Origin of the sequence: Arenibacter sp. ARW7G5Y1, assembly GCF_003201775.1 — a bacterium.
Classification (GTDB): Bacteria; Bacteroidota; Bacteroidia; order Flavobacteriales; family Flavobacteriaceae; genus Arenibacter.
The window spans coordinates 355,463-374,200 of record NZ_QJJZ01000001.1 but is presented as its reverse complement, the minus strand read 5'-3'; the positions used below and the strand labels follow the sequence as shown (position 1 = coordinate 374,200).

General features: G+C 39.5%; 14 protein-coding genes. 2 read left to right on the top strand and 12 right to left on the bottom strand.

Annotated elements, in window-relative coordinates; all coding sequences use genetic code 11:
- The 4 genes from C7972_RS01520 to uvrC form a co-directional block, all read right to left on the bottom strand.
- Positions 1–828, bottom strand: coding sequence for a DUF3108 domain-containing protein (locus tag C7972_RS01520; protein WP_110354434.1), 828 nt, complete (start codon positions 826–828; stop codon positions 1–3).
- Between the two features lie 425 nt (positions 829–1,253).
- Positions 1,254–2,396, bottom strand: coding sequence for a 4-hydroxyphenylpyruvate dioxygenase (gene hppD, locus C7972_RS01515; protein WP_110354433.1), 1,143 nt, complete (start codon positions 2,394–2,396; stop codon positions 1,254–1,256).
- A 255-nt stretch (positions 2,397–2,651) separates the two neighbouring features.
- Entirely contained in the window at positions 2,652–4,907 is a 2,256-nt protein-coding gene (locus C7972_RS01510; protein WP_110354432.1) for a patatin-like phospholipase family protein, read from the bottom strand.
- A 17-nt stretch (positions 4,908–4,924) separates the two neighbouring features.
- Complete coding sequence (uvrC, locus tag C7972_RS01505) at positions 4,925–6,712, bottom strand: excinuclease ABC subunit UvrC (RefSeq protein WP_110354431.1); 1,788 nt, start codon at positions 6,710–6,712, stop codon at positions 4,925–4,927.
- A gap of 577 nt (positions 6,713–7,289) precedes the next feature.
- Here uvrC and C7972_RS01500 point away from each other — a divergent pair.
- The gene (locus C7972_RS01500; protein WP_110354430.1) at positions 7,290–7,850 is read left to right on the top strand and encodes a 5-formyltetrahydrofolate cyclo-ligase; all 561 of its coding nucleotides are present in this window, start codon (positions 7,290–7,292) and stop codon (positions 7,848–7,850) included.
- Here C7972_RS01500 and C7972_RS01495 read toward each other — a convergent pair.
- From C7972_RS01495 to C7972_RS01475, 5 genes are all read right to left on the bottom strand, one after another.
- On the bottom strand, positions 7,822–8,472 hold the full coding sequence (locus tag C7972_RS01495) for a lipoprotein signal peptidase (protein ID WP_110354429.1): 651 nt from the start codon (positions 8,470–8,472) through the stop codon (positions 7,822–7,824). The two genes, C7972_RS01500 and C7972_RS01495, sit on opposite strands and share 29 nt — an antisense overlap.
- A 33-nt stretch (positions 8,473–8,505) precedes the next feature.
- Positions 8,506–9,066 (bottom strand): hypothetical protein, encoded by a 561-nt coding sequence (locus C7972_RS01490; RefSeq protein WP_181422794.1) that lies wholly within the window; start codon positions 9,064–9,066, stop codon positions 8,506–8,508.
- Between the two features lie 93 nt (positions 9,067–9,159).
- Positions 9,160–9,543: a TraR/DksA C4-type zinc finger protein gene (locus tag C7972_RS01485; protein WP_031445713.1), complete on the bottom strand. Its 384-nt coding sequence runs from the start codon at positions 9,541–9,543 to the stop codon at positions 9,160–9,162.
- A 4-nt stretch (positions 9,544–9,547) separates the two neighbouring features.
- On the bottom strand, positions 9,548–12,949 hold the full coding sequence (gene ileS, locus C7972_RS01480) for an isoleucine--tRNA ligase (RefSeq protein WP_110354427.1): 3,402 nt from the start codon (positions 12,947–12,949) through the stop codon (positions 9,548–9,550).
- Between the two features lie 126 nt (positions 12,950–13,075).
- On the bottom strand, positions 13,076–13,276 hold the full coding sequence (locus tag C7972_RS01475; protein ID WP_110354426.1) for a hypothetical protein: 201 nt from the start codon (positions 13,274–13,276) through the stop codon (positions 13,076–13,078).
- Between the two features lie 383 nt (positions 13,277–13,659).
- On the opposite strand from C7972_RS01475, the gene C7972_RS01470 reads away from it, so the two are divergent.
- The gene (locus C7972_RS01470; RefSeq protein WP_110354425.1) at positions 13,660–14,079 is read left to right on the top strand and encodes a hypothetical protein; all 420 of its coding nucleotides are present in this window, start codon (positions 13,660–13,662) and stop codon (positions 14,077–14,079) included.
- 55 nt (positions 14,080–14,134) lie between these two features.
- Here the strand turns inward: C7972_RS01470 and C7972_RS01465 are convergent, their stop codons facing one another.
- From C7972_RS01465 to gdhA, 3 genes are all read right to left on the bottom strand, one after another.
- Positions 14,135–16,543: a TonB-dependent receptor gene (locus tag C7972_RS01465; RefSeq protein ID WP_110354788.1), complete on the bottom strand. Its 2,409-nt coding sequence runs from the start codon at positions 16,541–16,543 to the stop codon at positions 14,135–14,137.
- A gap of 1 nt (position 16,544) precedes the next feature.
- On the bottom strand, positions 16,545–17,264 hold the full coding sequence (recO, locus tag C7972_RS01460; RefSeq protein ID WP_110354424.1) for a DNA repair protein RecO: 720 nt from the start codon (positions 17,262–17,264) through the stop codon (positions 16,545–16,547).
- 121 nt (positions 17,265–17,385) lie between these two features.
- Entirely contained in the window at positions 17,386–18,729 is a 1,344-nt protein-coding gene (gene gdhA / locus C7972_RS01455) for an NADP-specific glutamate dehydrogenase (protein ID WP_110354423.1), read from the bottom strand.
- Positions 18,730–18,738 lie beyond the last annotated feature (9 nt).

The window sequence follows — 18,738 nt, the reverse complement described above, 5'->3', positions numbered from 1 at the left end:
TTAATCCATTATTATTTTAAATTGATGTTTAAGTCCGTTATATCCGTCCAAATCCGCCTTTATGGAGCCAACACTCAATTCTGCCTGTATCCTAATGGGAATTCTATTATCGTCGTTGGAGACCCAAAGGGACAAACTTTCCTGTTCCTTGAACACCCTTCCGGATTGCACATAAGGCCTGAACTTTAAACATTCCACCTTCCCGTACTTGGTCCTTAAAACCTCCTTGCCCAAGTATTTAAGTTTAAACTTAAAAACCCCATCATCATCATACAAAAGATTTAATTCTATGGACTCCCCTTCAACCAGTTCTTCAACTTTATAGTTGTTACGGAGAAAATAAAAGGCCGAAACCAAATCCTGAATACCCTCTTGAATGGTAAAATTAAACTTTTTATCCTTTTTTTTATCGTTTAATACCGCAATATCCTTCTCGTGGTCAAAATTTACCTCAATATCCTTGGTATATCCACCTTCATCTATCTTTCTTATAAATTTATAGGGCTTGCCATCCTTTTTATCAAAATAGCTTTCATAGGTGTCATCTACCTTAAAAAATATACTGGCAAAACCGGTTGTTTTACCATTCCCTACTACGTGATAGACAGGAACACCGTCCAATTCATGGGATTTTACTTGAAGCGTAGCGTAACTGGCATTTAGAAATCCATAATGTATCCTAAACTTTAACCATTCCCCTATTTTAAAGGCAGATGTGTTTTCGTTATTTTCAGGCAAGTGGACCTCCCCTTCATTTTCCAGCTGTTGAACCTGGGAATTGATAGTAAAACCAAAAATTAAAACCAGTACAATGCAAATCTTTTTCATCTGTATAAATTCATCTGATTACCGTAGGCATTGATGTACTTACTGCCTATCAAATGCATAGGCGATCTTGATTTTGATGGCTATGCCATAAATGGCAATAGCCTATGTAACACCTTATTACTACTGTAAAATTAATAAAAACGATTTTACTTTTCGTTTATTTGATATTACTAAAACAAAATTTGTTCCAAAAATTAGCTCACAAAAAAAGCCCAGTCGCAAAACTGGGCTTTTCCTAAATAACCAACCAAACTTTAAATTATGAAAAACCAATACTTAAAGTTGTAAGGGAACCACCCCTTACGAGTACAAATTTAATACAAGATTCGCTTTAAAAATAAGATTTAACTTACTTTAACGATTCTGTTAACACTATTTAATAATTAGATAGTCAAAATTGGCAAAAAGTTAAGAAAAGGGGCCGTTTATAACGTTCCTCGGGACTCTTGTTCCCTCTCTATTGCTTCAAACAATGCCCTAAAATTTCCCTTCCCAAAAGATCTTGCACCTTTCCTCTGGATTATTTCAATAAACATGGTTGGCCTGTCTAAAATTGGCTTGGTGAAAATTTGGAGCAAATACCCCTCATCATCCCGATCTATTAGTATCCCCAGCTCCCTTAAAGGCGCCAAATCCTCGTCTATTGCACCAACTCTATCCAGCACGTCCTCATAATAACTTGAAGGTACGTTTAGGAACTCGACTCCCCTATTTTTTAGGGCGGTCACCGTTTCAATAATATTGTCGGTTGCCAATGCCATATGTTGTACCCCCGCACCGTTATAAAATTCTATATACTCCTCAATTTGGGATTTCTTTTTTCCATCCGCAGGCTCATTTATAGGAAATTTAATCCTACCGTTCCCATTGCTCATTACCTTGCTCATTAAGGCGGTGTATTCCGTTGAAATATCTTTGTCATCAAAAGAGACCAATTGGGCAAACCCCATCACTTTAGCGTAGAACTGGCACCATTTGTTCATTTCGTTCCAACCTACATTCCCTACCATGTGGTCTATATATTTCAATCCAACATCCGTTGGTCTATAAAAAGGATTCCAAGGCCTAAACCCCGGCATAAACGCTCCTTTGTAGTTTTTGCGCTCCACGAAGACATGCACCGTTTCCCCATAGGTATGGATCCCGGATACAACCACTTCCCCATCCTTATCCCTTTTGGCCCTGGGCTCAAAATAACTTTCGGCCCCACGTTTCATTGTTTCCACATAACTCTCCCTGGCATCATCTACCCACAATGCAATTACCTTTACCCCATCACCATGGGCATCTATATGCCTATTGATATCCCCACCAGATTTTAATGGTGAAGTCAAGACCAGTCTAATCTTGTCCTGTTGTACCACATAGGAAACCCTATCCTTTATTCCTGTTTCCAATCCAGAATATGCCAAGGGCTGAAAACCCCATGCGGCCATATAGTAATATGCAGCCTGTTTTGCATTGCCTACATATAATTCTACATAGTCGGTGCCAAGAAGTGGCAGAAAATCCTGGGCATCCAGATTTTCCTTTGTTAATTTTAACGATGTTTTATCGGTAGTTGCCATAGAAATAGATTTTTGAATTGATATAATACATAAGTAGCCAAATCCTTGGCCAATAGTGGAAAGTAGCCCAAAAGCTTCAAAACAACCTGGGCTACATCCAAATACCGTTTAATTACCACATAGCCCTGAGATGGGCCATAATATCTATTCTAAATTGTAGCATGATCAAAATCCTGTATAACAAATATCGGAATAAATCTTGGCTTAAAGTGTTAAGAATTATCGCTTTGATTACAAAAAAACCCAAAGACGATATTAAAACCAATAGCCAATACTAAAAAAGAAGTGGTTTTCCTTAATTTCAGGGGAATAGGAATATATCACCTGAATCGGTCCAATAAAGGATTCGAACCCATAACCAAGTGCATAACCGGAAAACTGGGGCGCTTTGAACCAATCTGCCGTTCTAAAAAGGTCATCGCCCACATTGGCAAAATTTGCCGCGAACAACATATGGTTCTTAGGGACAAACTCAAAATCCAGTCTGCCATAGGCCTTAACATAACTATTCCCTACCAAGCTTAAAAAATCGTATCCATAAAAGGGCACAAAATTATTTATTAAATGGTTCCCAAAGCCTCCCAACACAAAATCGAGGGAGGTAATGGGCGATATGCCCCACTTAAACCCTCCTTCTGTTTCCAGGTTAAGATATAGGTTTTTAGTCAAAGAAAATGCTCCGCCCATCTTGGCCTTACCTATAGAAAATTCCTTGAAATTATCGTTAAAATCGGATGATAGCACGTAAAAATGAAAGTCCCCGTCAAAGAATAATCCTTTGGTGGGGAAATAGATATCATCATAGGTATCAAAGGTAAGCTGTCCGTAGGTACTGTAATAATTACTATTTTCAAAATAGGTTCTCTTATTTGCCGAGATAGGTGCACTAATGGTGTCTAGCTGGCCTAATGTTTTGGTGCTTAATTTCTGTAGTTTATGTTCCAGCCCAATGGTAAAGGCAAACTCTTCCTCTATTACGGTCTGTAAATACACCTGATTGGTCAGATCTGAAGCGCTTAGGTTTATTTTTCTAATATTGGAACTATTATCAACATCAAAATTGGATTTTATCAGATCAAAATTTATTTCCTTATTAAAATCGTCGAACCTTGAATTTATTCCAAAACTCCAATAAAAACCTTTATCCACATAATATTCCAAATTATACCTTAGGTTGTCCCCAATAACAAAATCTACCGAGGCTACATCATCATCCATTAAAACATTCTTCCTGGTAAGGTTTACAATTCCCGCACTTTTGTAGAGATCATCAAAGTGAACCCCAAGGCGTATGAACATTTTATCCGGATTTTCCTTAACGTTCAACAATAACCCTACGCCTTCGCCATTATCGAGCAATTCGTACTTAATGGATCTAAAGTTTCCGGTAGCGGACAAATTGTTGATTCCCTGCTGTAATTTTTTAAAGGTTATTTTATCATCTACATTAAATCTCAATTTACCCTTTATATAGGCCCTGGAATAATTATAATTCCCTTGGATTGTTAATTCATTGATCAACAGCGTATCCTTTATCCCCGCAGCAATAATTTGAGGTCTCCTAAGATTGGGGTCTTTGGAAATTTTCAACAATTCGTCCATACGCAATCTAGCCGCTTCCTCTCCCTTGTCTATAATTGCACTTCCCATATCAAAATCGATTACCGAGTAATCCTTGATATCCGGGGTAATATAAATATCTGTAAGGGCCGATTTCTTTTGCATATCCCTAACCGTCCTATAATTATTGATCTGCAGAAGTATTTCCGTTGCGCTCAACAAAGATTCCCTATCGGACAGCCCATGCTGTACATCTACCCCAATAACTACATCGGCCCCCATCTTCTTCAATTCACCTATGGGATAATTATTTACCACACCGCCGTCTATCAACACTCGTCCATTAATCTCCACAGGTCTAAAAAGTGAGGGAAAGGTACCACTGGCTAAAATTGCCTCGGGCAAATAGCCTTTATCCAACAATATCTGATCACCTGTCTCTACATCAGTGGCAACACACAAAAAAGGGATTGGAAGTTTACTAAAATCATTAACATCCTTAACATGGTACAACAGCCTAACAAACTCGTTGTAAATACTTTGTCCTCCCGATATGGCCTGGGGAATTGAAATTTTAAACTTGTTGAAAGGAAGTGTCAGGGCATATCTTTCAGAATCTTCCTTCTCATAAAAAGTTTTGGCACTCCTGGGTACATTATCTTGAATCAATGACTCAAAATCCGTATTTTTAAAAATAGAATCCAGCTCTTTTGCAGAATAACCCGAGGCGTAAAGTGCCCCGACAATAGCACCCATACTGGTTCCTGTTATGTAATCTATTTTTACCCCAGCCTCTTCAATTACCTTTAGGGCACCAATATGTGCCAATCCTTTGGCACCGCCCCCACTCAAGACCAGTCCAACTTTTACATCCTCATTGGCCAACCGTTCCTGGGAAAGGATCAGCAGGGGAAAGATCAACGCACAATATATAAGAAGCGACTTTAACATAAGGTTATTACAACTGTTTAATGAAAGGTTCCATAAATCTTCTTGGCTTTAGACATTCCAATGGCTTGGGCCAAATTCTCCAAACTGGCTTCTTTTATCCTTTTTACGGATTTAAAGTTTTTCAACAACTCTTCCACGGTTTTACCCCCTATCCCTTCAATACTTTCCAATTCCGAATTAATGGCGGCCTTACTTCTCTTGTTTCTGTGAAAGCTGATCCCAAATCTATGGGCTTCATTTCGCAATTGTTGAATTATTTTCAAAGATTCGGACTTTTTATCCAAATATAAAGGAATAGGATCTTCGGGGAAGTAAATTTCCTCCAATCTTTTGGCAATGCCTATAATGGCTATCTTTCTCCTTAACCCAAGGGCATCCAAACTTTTAAGGGCGGATGACAGCTGGCCCTTACCTCCATCAATAACAATAAGTTGGGGCAATGACCGCCCCTCGTCCAAAAGTCTCCTATACCGTCTAAAAACAACTTCCTCCATGGAGGCAAAGTCATCCGGACCCTCTACGGTCTTAATATTGTAATGTCGGTACTCCTTTTTTGAAGGTTTTCCATCCTTAAACACCACACACGCCGCCACAGGGTAGGTACCTTGAATATTGGAATTATCAAAACACTCAATATGCCTCGGCTCCATGGAAAGTCGCAAATCCTTTTTCATTTGTCCCATTATCCTATTGGTATGCCTGTCCGGATCAATAATCTTTATTTGTTTAAACCTATCCTGTCTAAAGAATTTAGCGTTGCGTTCCGATAGTTCCAGTATCTTTTTTTTATCCCCCAATTTAGGCACTACTACCTTAAGGTGCTGTTCCAAAGTAACCTCAAACGGCACGTAGATCTCCGTTGAACGGGAATTGAAGCGCTGTCTTATTTCAATTATAGCCAATTGAAGCAAATCCTCATCCGTTTCATCCAATTTTTTCTTGATTTCCATGGTATGGGAGCGTATAATGGAGCCATGGGACAATTGCAGAAAATTAACATAAGCAAAAACCTCATCGGAAATTATGGTAAACACATCCACATTATTGATCTTGGGATTTACAATAGTGGTCTTAACCTGATAATTTTCCAGGACATCTATCTTTTCCTTTATAAGCTGTGCCTCTTCAAATTTCATCTCCTGGGCCAAGAGTTTCATCCTACTTTTAAAGTATTGGAGGGAGGACTTAAAATTACCTTTTATAATTTCCCTTATTTCCTGTATTTGACGATTATATTCCTCCTCCAGTTGATATCCTTCACAAGGACCCTTACAATTTCCCAAATGGTATTCCAAGCAAACCTTGTATTTCCCGGTGGCCACTTTATCTTGGGCAAGATCATAATTACAGGTGCGCAGAGGGTAAACACTCTTAATCAGGTCCAGTAAGGTATGAATGGTTTTCATACTGGTATACGGTCCAAAATATTCGGACCCATCCTTAATAAATTTCCTGGTAGGAAAAATTCTCGGGAACTTTTCGTTTTTTATACAAATCCACGGAAATGTCTTGTCATCCTTGAGCAAAACATTGTACCTGGGACGGTATTTTTTAATTAGATTATTCTCCAACAGCAGCGCATCGGATTCGGTAGGCACAACTATATGCCTAATACTTCTAATTTTCTTTACCAGTACACGGGTCTTACCTTGCTCATGAATTTTATTGAAATAGGAGCTAACCCTTTTTTTTAAATTTTTCGCCTTTCCAACATATAATATCTTGTCCTCCAAATCATAAAATTGGTATACCCCGGGTGTAGTAGGAAGCGAACTTAATTGTACTTCAATTGGTATATGGGACATGTATTTGGTCAAATTTTACTTTACTAAGGAAAATTACTGTGTTTTTCCCAAAGGACATAAAGATTATAGTTTTTTAACTCCCAGACCAGTTTCACCGCTATAAAGTTTTTGTAAATGTATCATTTGGAAATTGTACCTCCATTGCCAAAAACAAACCCGGCCCCTAGGTTAAAATTAACATTCAATCCAATAAAATTCGATATGTCCAAAAAAAACATCGATTAAATACCCGATTCCCAAAAATTAACGTTAGCCATCGCTATTTTGCAATTTACTGATAAACAACATTTTATATGAAATTAACATGAATTCAAAATCAACAAATAAATCAAAATCCAAAATATTTGTTAAAAATGATGTATTTCGTCGATAAAACGATACCCTTTGTGGAGCATTTCATATTTTTTTATTTATATTTAGAAAATTAAAATTTATTTAACACATGGACAACTATATAATAACCTTGGGAACATATTTAATTCTTATGCTTTTTTTCAAAATTTATTATGCAGTGGCCTCCAAGGAATAGTTCTCCTATTAAACCCTGCCCCCAAAAGCCCCGATTCAGCCCATCCTTATGTTGAAAAAAGATTTGCGTTTAATCTACTCTGAACGTCGAAAAAATCTTACTTCACAAATTCTATCAGATTCAAGTTTACTGATAGCCAACCAACTGCTTCAATTGCCCATTTGGAGTTATTCTTATTATCATCTATTCCTTTCCATTACGAAAAAAATGGAAGTAGACACCAGTTTTATCATGTCCATTTTACAGGGCAAGGACAAAAATATCCTTCTTCCAAAAATGTTGGACGATCAAAATCTTGTCAATTATTTGCTTACCGATAGTACGCCCATAAAAAAAAATAGCTGGAACATCCCCGAACCGGTAGATGGAATAGAAGTGTCTCCTGAAAAAATAGATGTTGTTTTTCTACCATTAATGGCTTTTGACGAAGAAGGCCACAGAGTTGGTTACGGCAAAGGGTTTTATGATGTACTACTTAACAAGTGCAGGCCCGATGTTATTAAAGTAGGTCTCTCATTTTTTAAGGCAGAAAAAAAAATTGAGGACATAGATAAGCACGATGTTCCCATGAACTTTTGCGTTACCCCTGATCGGATATATTCGTTTTAACTTCTTCCGAACTTTCCCCAAAAGCCTTTTTATTAAATACAATTAGTATCCCTACACCAGTACTAATCGCCGTATCGGCAATATTAAAAACGGGTTCGAAAAAACGAAAATTGTTCCCCCCAACCACTGGCACCCAATCTGGCCATACGGAATCTATCATAGGAAAGTAGAGCATATCCACCACCTTTCCATGAAAAAGGCTACCATAAGGCTCCGAGGAAAATGCAGTAGCTACTTGTGAATAGCTATCGTTGAAGATCATTCCGTAAAAAACCGAATCCAAAATATTTCCCAGTGCCCCCGCGAATATGAGGGATACCGCCAATATCAAGGTCTTGGAAGAATTCTTTTTTATGGTATCGAACAACCAATAACCTATCCCAATTATCGCAAACAATCTGAATATGGTAAGCACCAATTTCCCTATTTCATCGGATATAGGGAGTAAATCACTTAGTTTGGTTCCCCAAGCAGCACCTTCGTTTTCTATAAACAGAATCTTGAACCAACTAAAGACATCCACGGACTCGCCCAATACAAAATTAGTCTTTATATATACTTTGCTTATCTGGTCTATTGCCAGGATTAGGATAACGATTACTAGGGATTTCTTTAAACTCATTATTCAAAAATAGATTCGGCAAAAATAAACATATTATTCGGTTTTCCTGATGTTGATATTTCCAGTGACGGAATTAAGCGTAAAATGATCATCCCCGGTGGCAAATGACTCCCGTTTAATTTTGCCGTATTTTGTAGAAGCCAAAATTTGTGCCTTTGTTGCAAATACCTCTATATTTCCACTCTGGGTATTGACAACTACATTCTCGCCCCTTCCGTTTAAGGTGCATGTACCATCGGACAAACTGATTTTAAGGTTGGCATATTGCCCTTTAACCCCAACATTGGTGCTTGTGCCGTAAACAGTAACATTAAGATTTTTGGGAATCGATATTTTTAAGGAAATGGAAATAACCTTGTGAGCGCTTAATTTATCATTTGGAATTATAAAATTGGGTTGAAAACCGGTATTGACCCATACGGTTGCCCCTTCTTGATTTACATTCACCAATAATTCCTGAAAATACTCGCCGTCTATTGATGCCGCAACAGTTATCCTCGGAATATCCACGGTCTCCAAAGCCAGGGCATAACAATTATTGCCATTGATCTGAACAAAGGATACATCTGGATTTTCTATGGTTTTGACAACCATTTTTTGAGCCTGTAAAATACAACTGCCCATAAGGAAGATAACAACGACAACAAGTCTCATTGAATAAAAAAACGCCTTAAAGGCGTTTTATTTTTACGACTGCATATTTTTCGCTTCAATACTCAGCGTTGCGTGCGGCACAAGTTTTAGTCGCTCTTTACTGATCAGCTTTCCCGTAACCCTGCAAATGCCATAGGTCTTGTTCTCTATACGCAACAATGCATTCTTTAGATCCCTGATAAATTTCTCCTGACGAATGGCCAATTGGGTATTTGCTTCCTTGCTCATTGTTTCAGAGCCTTCTTCAAAAGCCTTAAATGTCGGCGATGTATCGTCCGTGCCATTATTGCCATCATTCATATAAGAACTCTTTAATAGTTCCAAGTGACTTTTTGCTTTTTCAATTTTCTCCTCGATCAGGACTTTAAACTCGTTTAAATCCTTATCGGCATACCTTACTTTTAATTCTTCAGCCATAATCTTAGTGTTTTACTATAAACAATCTGGTATTAACTTCATCGAAAGCTATTTCTATTCCCATGTCCAAGCTCTCTTCAAAATTAAGTTCTGCTGCCAGGGTCTCGGTTTTAATATATGCCATATTACTTTCTACCGCGTCCTGGACAAATCCATTTTTCAATAATTTAATATCTATTTTATCTGTCACTTCAAAACCGGATTCCTTTCTCAGGTTCTGAATTCTATTGACTAGTTCCCTAGCAATACCTTCCTTTCTAAGGTCCTCATTGATAGAAACATCCAAGGCCACTGTTATTGGACCTGAACTTGCTACCAACCAACCTTCTATATCTTGGGAGGAAATTTCTACATCCTGTAACTGTAAAGTAATACTTTTATTATCCAAATGCAGCAAAATTTCGCCTTCCTGTTCAATTTTTTGGATATCATCCTGTTGCAATTGCGCTACAGCACTGGCAATCAACTTCATATCCTTCCCAAACTTAGGCCCTAAGGTTTTAAAGTTTGGCTTAATTTGTTTTACAAGTATTCCGGAAGCATCATCCAACAATTCTATCTCTTTCACATTCACTTCGGACTTTATCAACTCTGCAACCGCTTCAATTTCCAACCTCTGTTTTTCATCCAATACGGGAATCATAATCTTTTGCAAGGGCTGACGTACCTTGATCTTCTCTTTCTGGCGAATGGATAGAACCAAGGATGATATGGTCTGCGCCTTGGCCATTTTACTTTCCAATTGCTTATTCACCAATGCGGCATCATATTCAGGGAAATCGGCCAAATGTACACTTTCAAAAGGCTCCTTACGTGTCGTATTGGTTAAATCCTTGTATAATCTGTCCATGTAAAACGGCGCTACCGGTGCAGAAAGTTTTGCCACGGTGGTTAAACAGGTATACAGTGTTTGGTAAGCCGATATCTTATCTTTCTGATAGTCGCCCTTCCAAAAACGCCTTCTGCTCAAGCGCACATACCAATTACTTAAGTTTTCCTGCACATAGTCCGATATGGCCCTAGTTGCCTTGGTAGGTTCGTAATCTTCATAAGCCTCGTCCACAGTTTGGATAAGGGAGTGCAATTCCGAAATAATCCATTGATCTATTTCTGGTCTTTCATGTAATGGTATATCCGCTTCCGAATAATCAAAACCATCAATGTTGGTATACAGGGCAAAGAAAGAGTAGGTATTGTACAAGGTGCCAAAAAACTTGCGTTTCACCTCTGCAATACCCTCCACATCGAACTTTAAATTATCCCATGGATTTGCATTGGATATCATATACCATCGAGTGGCATCGGCCCCAAACTCATCCATGGTTTCAAATGGGTCTACTGCATTGCCCAGACGCTTGGACATTTTCTTACCTTCCTTGTCCAACACCAGACCATTGGAAACCACATTTTTATAGGCCACAGAATCAAAAACCATCGTGGCAATAGCATGTAGGGTGTAAAACCAACCACGGGTCTGATCGACACCTTCCGCTATAAAATCGGCCGGAAAAGTCTTTCCTTCATCTATTAAGTCCTTATTTTCAAATGGGTAGTGCCATTGGGCATAGGGCATAGAACCACTATCGAACCAAACATCTATCAAGTCACTTTCCCTCCTCATTGGTTTTCCCGTGGCAGACACCAAGATTATCTGATCCACAATATTCTTATGAAGGTCAATTTTATCATAATTGGCCTCGCTCATTTCACCTACAACAAAATCGTCAAAAATGTCTTTTTCAAGAACTCCTGCTGTTAAGGCTTTTTGCATTTCTTTCTTGAGTTCGGACACAGAACCGATCATCAGTTCTTCCTTGCCATCTTCCGTACGCCAAATAGGCAAGGGAATGCCCCAATAACGGGAACGGGACAAGTTCCAATCATTGGCATTGGCCAGCCAATTTCCAAATCTTCCTTCTCCTGTAGCCTTGGGTTTCCAATTAATGGTTTGGTTAAGATTGAACATCCTATCCTTGACATCGGTGACCTTTATAAACCAAGAATCCAAGGGATAGTAAAGGATTGGTTTATCCGTACGCCAGCAGTTGGGATAACTGTGAACGTATTTTTCCACCTTAAAGGCCCTGTTTTCTTCTTTAAGTTTAATGGCGATCTCTACATCTACCGACCGTTCCGGAGCCTCACCATCATCATAGTATTCATTTTTAACATACTTGCCGGCATACTCTCCCATTTCGGGTCTAAACCTCCCTTGTAGGTCTACCAAAGGAACTGGATTGTTATTTTCATCCAAAACCAACATAGGCGGTATTTCCGGTTCTGCCAATTTTGCCACCAGGGCATCATCCGCTCCAAAAGTTGGCGCCGTATGTACAATACCCGTACCGTCTTCTGTGGTAACAAAATCACCTGCAATTACCCTAAAGGCATTCTCTGGATTTTGATATGGCAGCGCATACTCCAACAATTGCTCATATTTTATTCCAACAAGTTCCTGGCCCGTGGCACTTTCTATAATTTTATAGGGTATTTTCTTATCTGCAGAGGAGTATTTTTCAAAATCGGCATCGCTTTCCGCTTCATAAAATTTACCCCCAAATTGCTTTCCTACCAGGGATTTGGCCAAAACAACATGTATGGGTTCAAAGGTATATTGATTGAAGGTTTTAACAACAACATACTCAATCTTGGGGCCTACGGTCAATGCCGTATTGGATGGCAATGTCCAAGGCGTGGTCGTCCATGCCAAAAAGAACATCTCTCCTGGCACCTCCCTAAAGTTTGGTGGTAGTGTTTCCTTGATCGTCCTAAATTGGGCCACCACAGTTGTATCGGTAACGTCTTGATAGGTTCCTGGCTGATTTAGCTCATGGGAACTTAATCCGGTCCCTGCTTTTGGCGAATAAGGTTGTATGGTGTATCCTTTATAAATAAGTCCTTTGTCGTAAATCTGCTTAAGCAGCCACCAAACAGATTCCATGTATTTGGATTTGTAGGTAATGTATGGGTCCTCCATATCCACCCAATAGCCAACTCTTTCGGTCATGGAGTTCCACACATCCGTATACCGCATCACGGCCTTCTTACAGGCTGCATTGTATTCTTCAACGGATATTTTGGTGCCGATATCTTCCTTGGTGATTCCCAATTCCTTCTCCACACCCAACTCTATAGGGAGTCCGTGGGTATCCCATCCGGCCTTGCGTTTTACCTGAAACCCCTTCATGGTCTTATAACGCGGAAAAATATCCTTAATGGTCCTGGCCATTACATGGTGAATACCGGGCAATCCGTTTGCAGAAGGTGGCCCTTCAAAGAAAACAAAACTATCCCTGCCTTCCCTGCTTGTAACACTTTTCTCAAAAACATTGTTCTCCTTCCAATAGCGCAATACTTCCTCAGCGACTTTCGGTAAATCTAAACCCTTGTATTCTGCAAACTTCATAATAACAGCTTCTAATGCTACATTTTAAGTTTGCAAAACTAATGATTTTTAGCGTAAAATGATTCTGTTAAAAGCAAAAAGCCCCTTCGAAAAGGAGCTTTTTAAAATTTTTGTATGTTGTTGAAATTATTTTGTCCCGGTTACGGTAACATTTGCGCTTATTTGGAGGGCCGATCTTACCTCTATAGCCCCTAAATTAAGCCCTGTGGTAGACTCCACATTCAACAAAGCATTGAAGTAGAACTCGCTGTTGTCATCTTCTTTATAGGAAGCAAAAATCAATTCGTATTCCCCTTCCTCCAAAAAATCCAGACTAATAGGATCCACTTAGGCCTTTTACTTCCGCACTGCTTAGGGCATTGGCAAAGACAACTTCGCCCTCCCCTTTTTCCTGTGTTTCAAGATCGGCATTAAAGGTTCCTTTTCCACAGGCTTATACAATAATCCCGTCCAATGTATTGTTGGCATTGGCCAACCCTTTAAAGGTATCATGAAAAGTGTTCTTGTTGGAGGAGGCCATCAAGTTCAGTCTTCCCCAACTTACAAAATCGTCCTAAAATTGAATTCTTGCCTATAATCCTGATTTACAGAATCCTAAATGATTGATTTTCTTATATATTTTTAGCCTTTGGGCGATAAATATGGTCTTTATGCCCAATTCATCCGTATATACTGGTATCAGATTCAAATTAATTTCTAAAACTAACAACATGAAAAAAGTAATTTTAAGTTCAATTTTGATGATTGCCCTCAGCGTTTCGTTTGTATCCTGTAGGGAAACAAAGGACAAGGCCAAGGATGCCATGGAAGAAACCAATGAAGCTCTAAAGGAAGTTGGTGACGATATGAAAAAAGTTGGGGAAGAGGTTAAAGGAGCTGCCTCAGAAGCCATGGACAGTGCAAAAGAAATGGGCGATGACATGAAAGAGGCCGGAAGCGAAGCTATGGATAAGGCCGGTGATGCTGCCAAGGAAGTAGGTGAGGATATTAAGGGTGCCGCTACCAATGCAGTAGACAAAACCAAAACTGCTGCCAAGGAGGTAGGTGACGAGGTAAAAGATGCCGCAACCAAAGCTGCAGAGAAGACCAAGGCAGCTGCCAAGGAAGCAAAAGAGAAAGTACAGGAATAATCTTCCCTACTTTCATTGAAAAAAAAGTTCGATATATGAATATCGGACTTTTTTTTTAAAACGAATAGCCTACTCCCAAAATTAAATTAATTCCGGGCGCCACTATTCCGGAGGAATAGGAACGGTACCTCTGGTCCGTGATATTTTCCAAATTCGCGGTAAGCTTAAAAGCGTTGGAGAATTGGTATTGCGATCTAAGATTTAAGGTATACCAGGATGGTGAGTAAGGATTGCCGTCTGAATCTACTGCATATATATAGTCCTTTGTTTTTTCGGACATTGACATATCCTCATAGCTTATTTCCCCATTGAAGTTGGCAAAGAGATCGGTTTTCAATTTTTGACCCTTCCAGACTATGTGAAAATCGCCAAAAGTTGGGGCCACATGTCTTCCCGGGGTATCGGTACCATCCTGCTCTTCCTCTATCCCTTGGGTGAGGGTAAGGTTGGCATTCACCGATAGGCTTTCGGTTAAAAAGGCGTCCACACCAAACTCAAAACCATAAACATAGGCCTTTGCCGCATTCTGTATTGCCTGGACATTATGCAATTCCCCATTGTAAACTATTTGGCTATTCCCATTAAATTGAAAGTCCCGACGAACAAGGGCATCTACCAAATAAGTATAGAAGGAGGCCGCTTTTAACATCCATCTATCATTAAAGTTTTTCTGGATCCCAACTTCTAAGTTATAGGCATACTCCGGCTCCAAATCTGGGTTGGGAACTACTACGGACCCTGGCTCAGAATCAAATATCTTACCAACATCATCTACGTTCGGGGCCCTAAATCCTGTTGATCCATTAAAGGTCAATTGCAGATCCGCTTTAGGGAACCAACTAATTCCCAAGCTTCCGGTTAAGGCGCCAGTACTGAGATCGGCATCATTAAAGGGAAAAGAATAAAAAGTTTGATCAAAAACTGCATCTATCCACACATGGCTATATCTCAACCCGGATAGAAAAGTAAAATTGGGTTTGGCCCGTAGTTCACCACTAACATAACCAGCAAGAGTTTGCCAGGTGGAATTGTCAGGATATCTGGATGCGCCAGGTAAAGTAACCCTGGTCTCTATGTTATACTCATTAGCTGTGGAACCAATTTTATTATATATGTATTCCCCCCCATAGTAAAGCCTAAGATTACCAATGCGCTTATTCTCAAAATCCACGTTCGTGGAAATAGCATCCACATTCTCCTTGGTCCCATACCTAATGACCTCGCCAAAACCCCTGTCGTTCCTACTTTCCCCAAAATTCTGATAGGCAGTGTTTATTTTTAATCCGTCATAAAACTTTCCCTTGCCATTTTTATAGAATTGCAGGTTCCCCATAAACCATTTCTGCGGGCCATAGTACCATTCAGCGGAACGCAGGCCAAGCCCGTCCTTGGATGGTCTAATAAGCCTATCATATCTGGAATAATCGGAAGTTTCGGAATAATATGCGCTTAGATTTATATTCCAATTGCTATTGGGCCTAAAGAGCACTTTTTGCATTATATTAATTTGATCATAACCCGAGGGTACCTGGTTTTTAGGGTTTTTATTTTCCCTTAGCCCATCCTGTCCATTTTCGGTAACAACGTAACTTTTCCTTAAATAGGAAGTTGGCCCATGGGTCCCCATTTTTAGATCTCCAAAGTTGTTATAGGTAAGACTGCTCAAAAACGCCCATTCCCTTTTGCCAAAATTGAAATCCACATGAACGGTATTTTCGTTATTGGCCGAGGAGTATCTGTAATTTGATTTCCCCGAGAACTGTATGCTATCGGTCTTGGAAAATTGAGGATTGTTGGTGTAAAAATTCATGACCCCCCCAATAGCATCGGAACCATAAATTACTGAGCCAGGACCAAAAATAATCTCGGTACTTTTAATGGTAAAGGGATCAATTGAAATCACATTTTGAATATTACCCCCCCTAAAAATGGCATTGTTCATGCGAACGCCGTCTACGGAAAGCAATAATCTATTGGTTGCAAAACCTCTTATCATAGGACTTCCGCCCCCAAGCTGACTTTTCTGTACAAAGACTTTTCCACTATTTTGAAGGAGGTCTGCCGAGGTTTGGGAGGCTGTAAATTCTATGGTTTTGGCGTTCATTAGGGATATTTTCTGAGGAATGTCCTTTTTTTGCTGCTCCCATTTTGAGATAGACATCACCACCTCATCCAACTGTTCCGCAATCAATGCAAGGTAAAGTTTTCCTTTTCTAAGCAATTGGGACTTGGTGCCTTTATAGCTCTGATAGCCAATATGTGTGAAGGTAATCCTTTCGTTATGATCAAAATTAGAAAGATCGCATATGCCGTCAAAATCGGAAAGGGCCGTTTTGGATTTATCCAAATTATAAACAATTACGTTGGGTATCGGCTGATGGTCCTCCTCGTCCATAATTACAATTTCCTGCCCCAATACACCTTTAAATAATAGGAGGACAACTATGAGAACAATCTTTTGCATATCAGCTAAAAACTTCATTTAACACGGCCAATGACTTTGGTTTTCTAAATCCCTGCAAATGTAATTCAAAATATAGGACAAGATTTTTCAAGAGTTCCTGACGGTTCTTTTTGTTAAGTTTAATAGTATGTAGTGTATCAAAATTTATGCCCAAAAGCTCTTTAAAGTGTTTTAAATTCTCCCCATCCAGAATAGGGTTTAAGGATGGCGATTTTACAAACTCCCCCTCCAAAAGGTCAAAGTACAAATTATCCATATTATTGGTGTCCGGGTAAAAACCAAAATACTTGGTCAATGACAGTACAAAATAGAGATGAAAATTAGCAAATTCGTTATGGGCATCCAACCACTGAAGGGCCGCTTCAATAAAGTGGAACAGACTTTCATTGGCCTCTTCCTCGTGTATACTGTTGCCCAACATTTCTGCCAAAAAAAATGTTAGGGCATTCTTGGCAATATCCGTATGTAGTGACTGGTAATGATAACCCACCTTGGCTTCGGTAATGCTTTCCAAAGTTCCCTTATTCTTATGGGAGGCAATCAGATCCAATTGAAGCAAAGGTTGAAAGTAGGCTGTTTTTAACTTGCCTTTTTTTGAAGCAAGAATCCCTCTCAACAGATAAGACTTCATTCCATCAGAAAACGTAAATATCCGGACTATTAAACTAGTATCCCCATATTTAATGGATGTTAAAACAATTCCTTTGGTAGCAACCTGCATTACATTTATATCTTGGAACAAAGATAACACAAAGAGACCCTTAAGGCCATGAAAACCATAAGGGTCCCGAAAAACATTTATACGTTAATTCCCAAGTTCCATTTATATCGACATACAAGTCTTAAATTACTCCCTGTGCCAACATGGCGTCGGCAACTTTTACGAACCCGGCAATATTAGCTCCCTTTACATAGTTGCAATATCCATCGTCGTCCATTCCATATTCTATACAGGAATCGTGAATATCCTTCATTATTTTTTGAAGCCGCTCATCCACTTCTTCCCGGGTCCAACTAATCCGCAAGGAGTTCTGTGACATTTCCAAACCTGAGGTGGCCACCCCACCGGCATTGGACGCCTTTCCAGGGGCAAATAGTACTCTAGCTTCATGAAAGGCATGTATCGCCTCTGGGGTAGATGGCATATTGGCTCCTTCGGCCACACAGATACATCCATTTTTCAGCAAGGTCTTGGCATCCTTCCCATCCAATTCATTTTGGGTTGCACAGGGTAAGGCTATTTTACATGGCACCTCCCATGGTGTTTTGCCTTTATGGAATTCTGCGGATGTATATTTTTCCAGATAATCGGATATCCTTCCGCGTTTTCTGTTTTTAATATCCATAATAAAGGCCAGTTTTTCCTCATCAATACCATCCTTATCGTAGATATAGCCTCCAGAATCCGAAAGGGTAACTACCTTGCCCCCCAATTGAATTACTTTTTCAGCGGCATATTGCGCTACATTTCCAGAACCGGAAATTACTACGGTCTTGCCCTTAACATCATCATTTTTGGATTGCAACATATTTTGCGCGAAATAAACGGCACCATAACCTGTTGCTTCTGGACGTATTTTAGATCCTCCCCAAGAAAGACCCTTCCCAGTTAAAACCCCGGTAAATTCATTTCTGATCTTTTTATACATTCCGAACAAGAATCCTATTTCCCTTGCGCCAACACCTATATCCCCCGCAGGAACGTCCGTATTGGGCCCAATGTGCCTAGAAAGTTCCGTCATAAACGCATGGCAAAACCGCATTACCTCATCATCCGATTTTCCTTTTGGATCAAAATCAGACCCTCCTTTCCCTCCCCCCATAGGCAGGGTAGTTAGGCTATTTTTAAAAACTTGCTCAAAGGCCAGGAATTTTAGAACACTTGCATTTACGGTAGGATGAAACCTAAGCCCGCCTTTATATGGACCAATCGCGGAATTCATTTGAATCCTATAGCCTCTATTTACATGTATTTGACCACCATCATCCACCCAGGAAACCCTAAAGGATATTAACCTTTCCGGCTCCACCATTCTTAAAAGTATATTCTTGCCATTGTAAATTTCATTATTACTAATGTAGGGAATAACGGTTTCTGCAACTTCTTGCACAGCTTGTATGAATTCCGGCTCATGACTATTACGCCCTTTTACCTCCTCCATAAAGGCATTTATCTTGTCTTCCATAAAATCTGA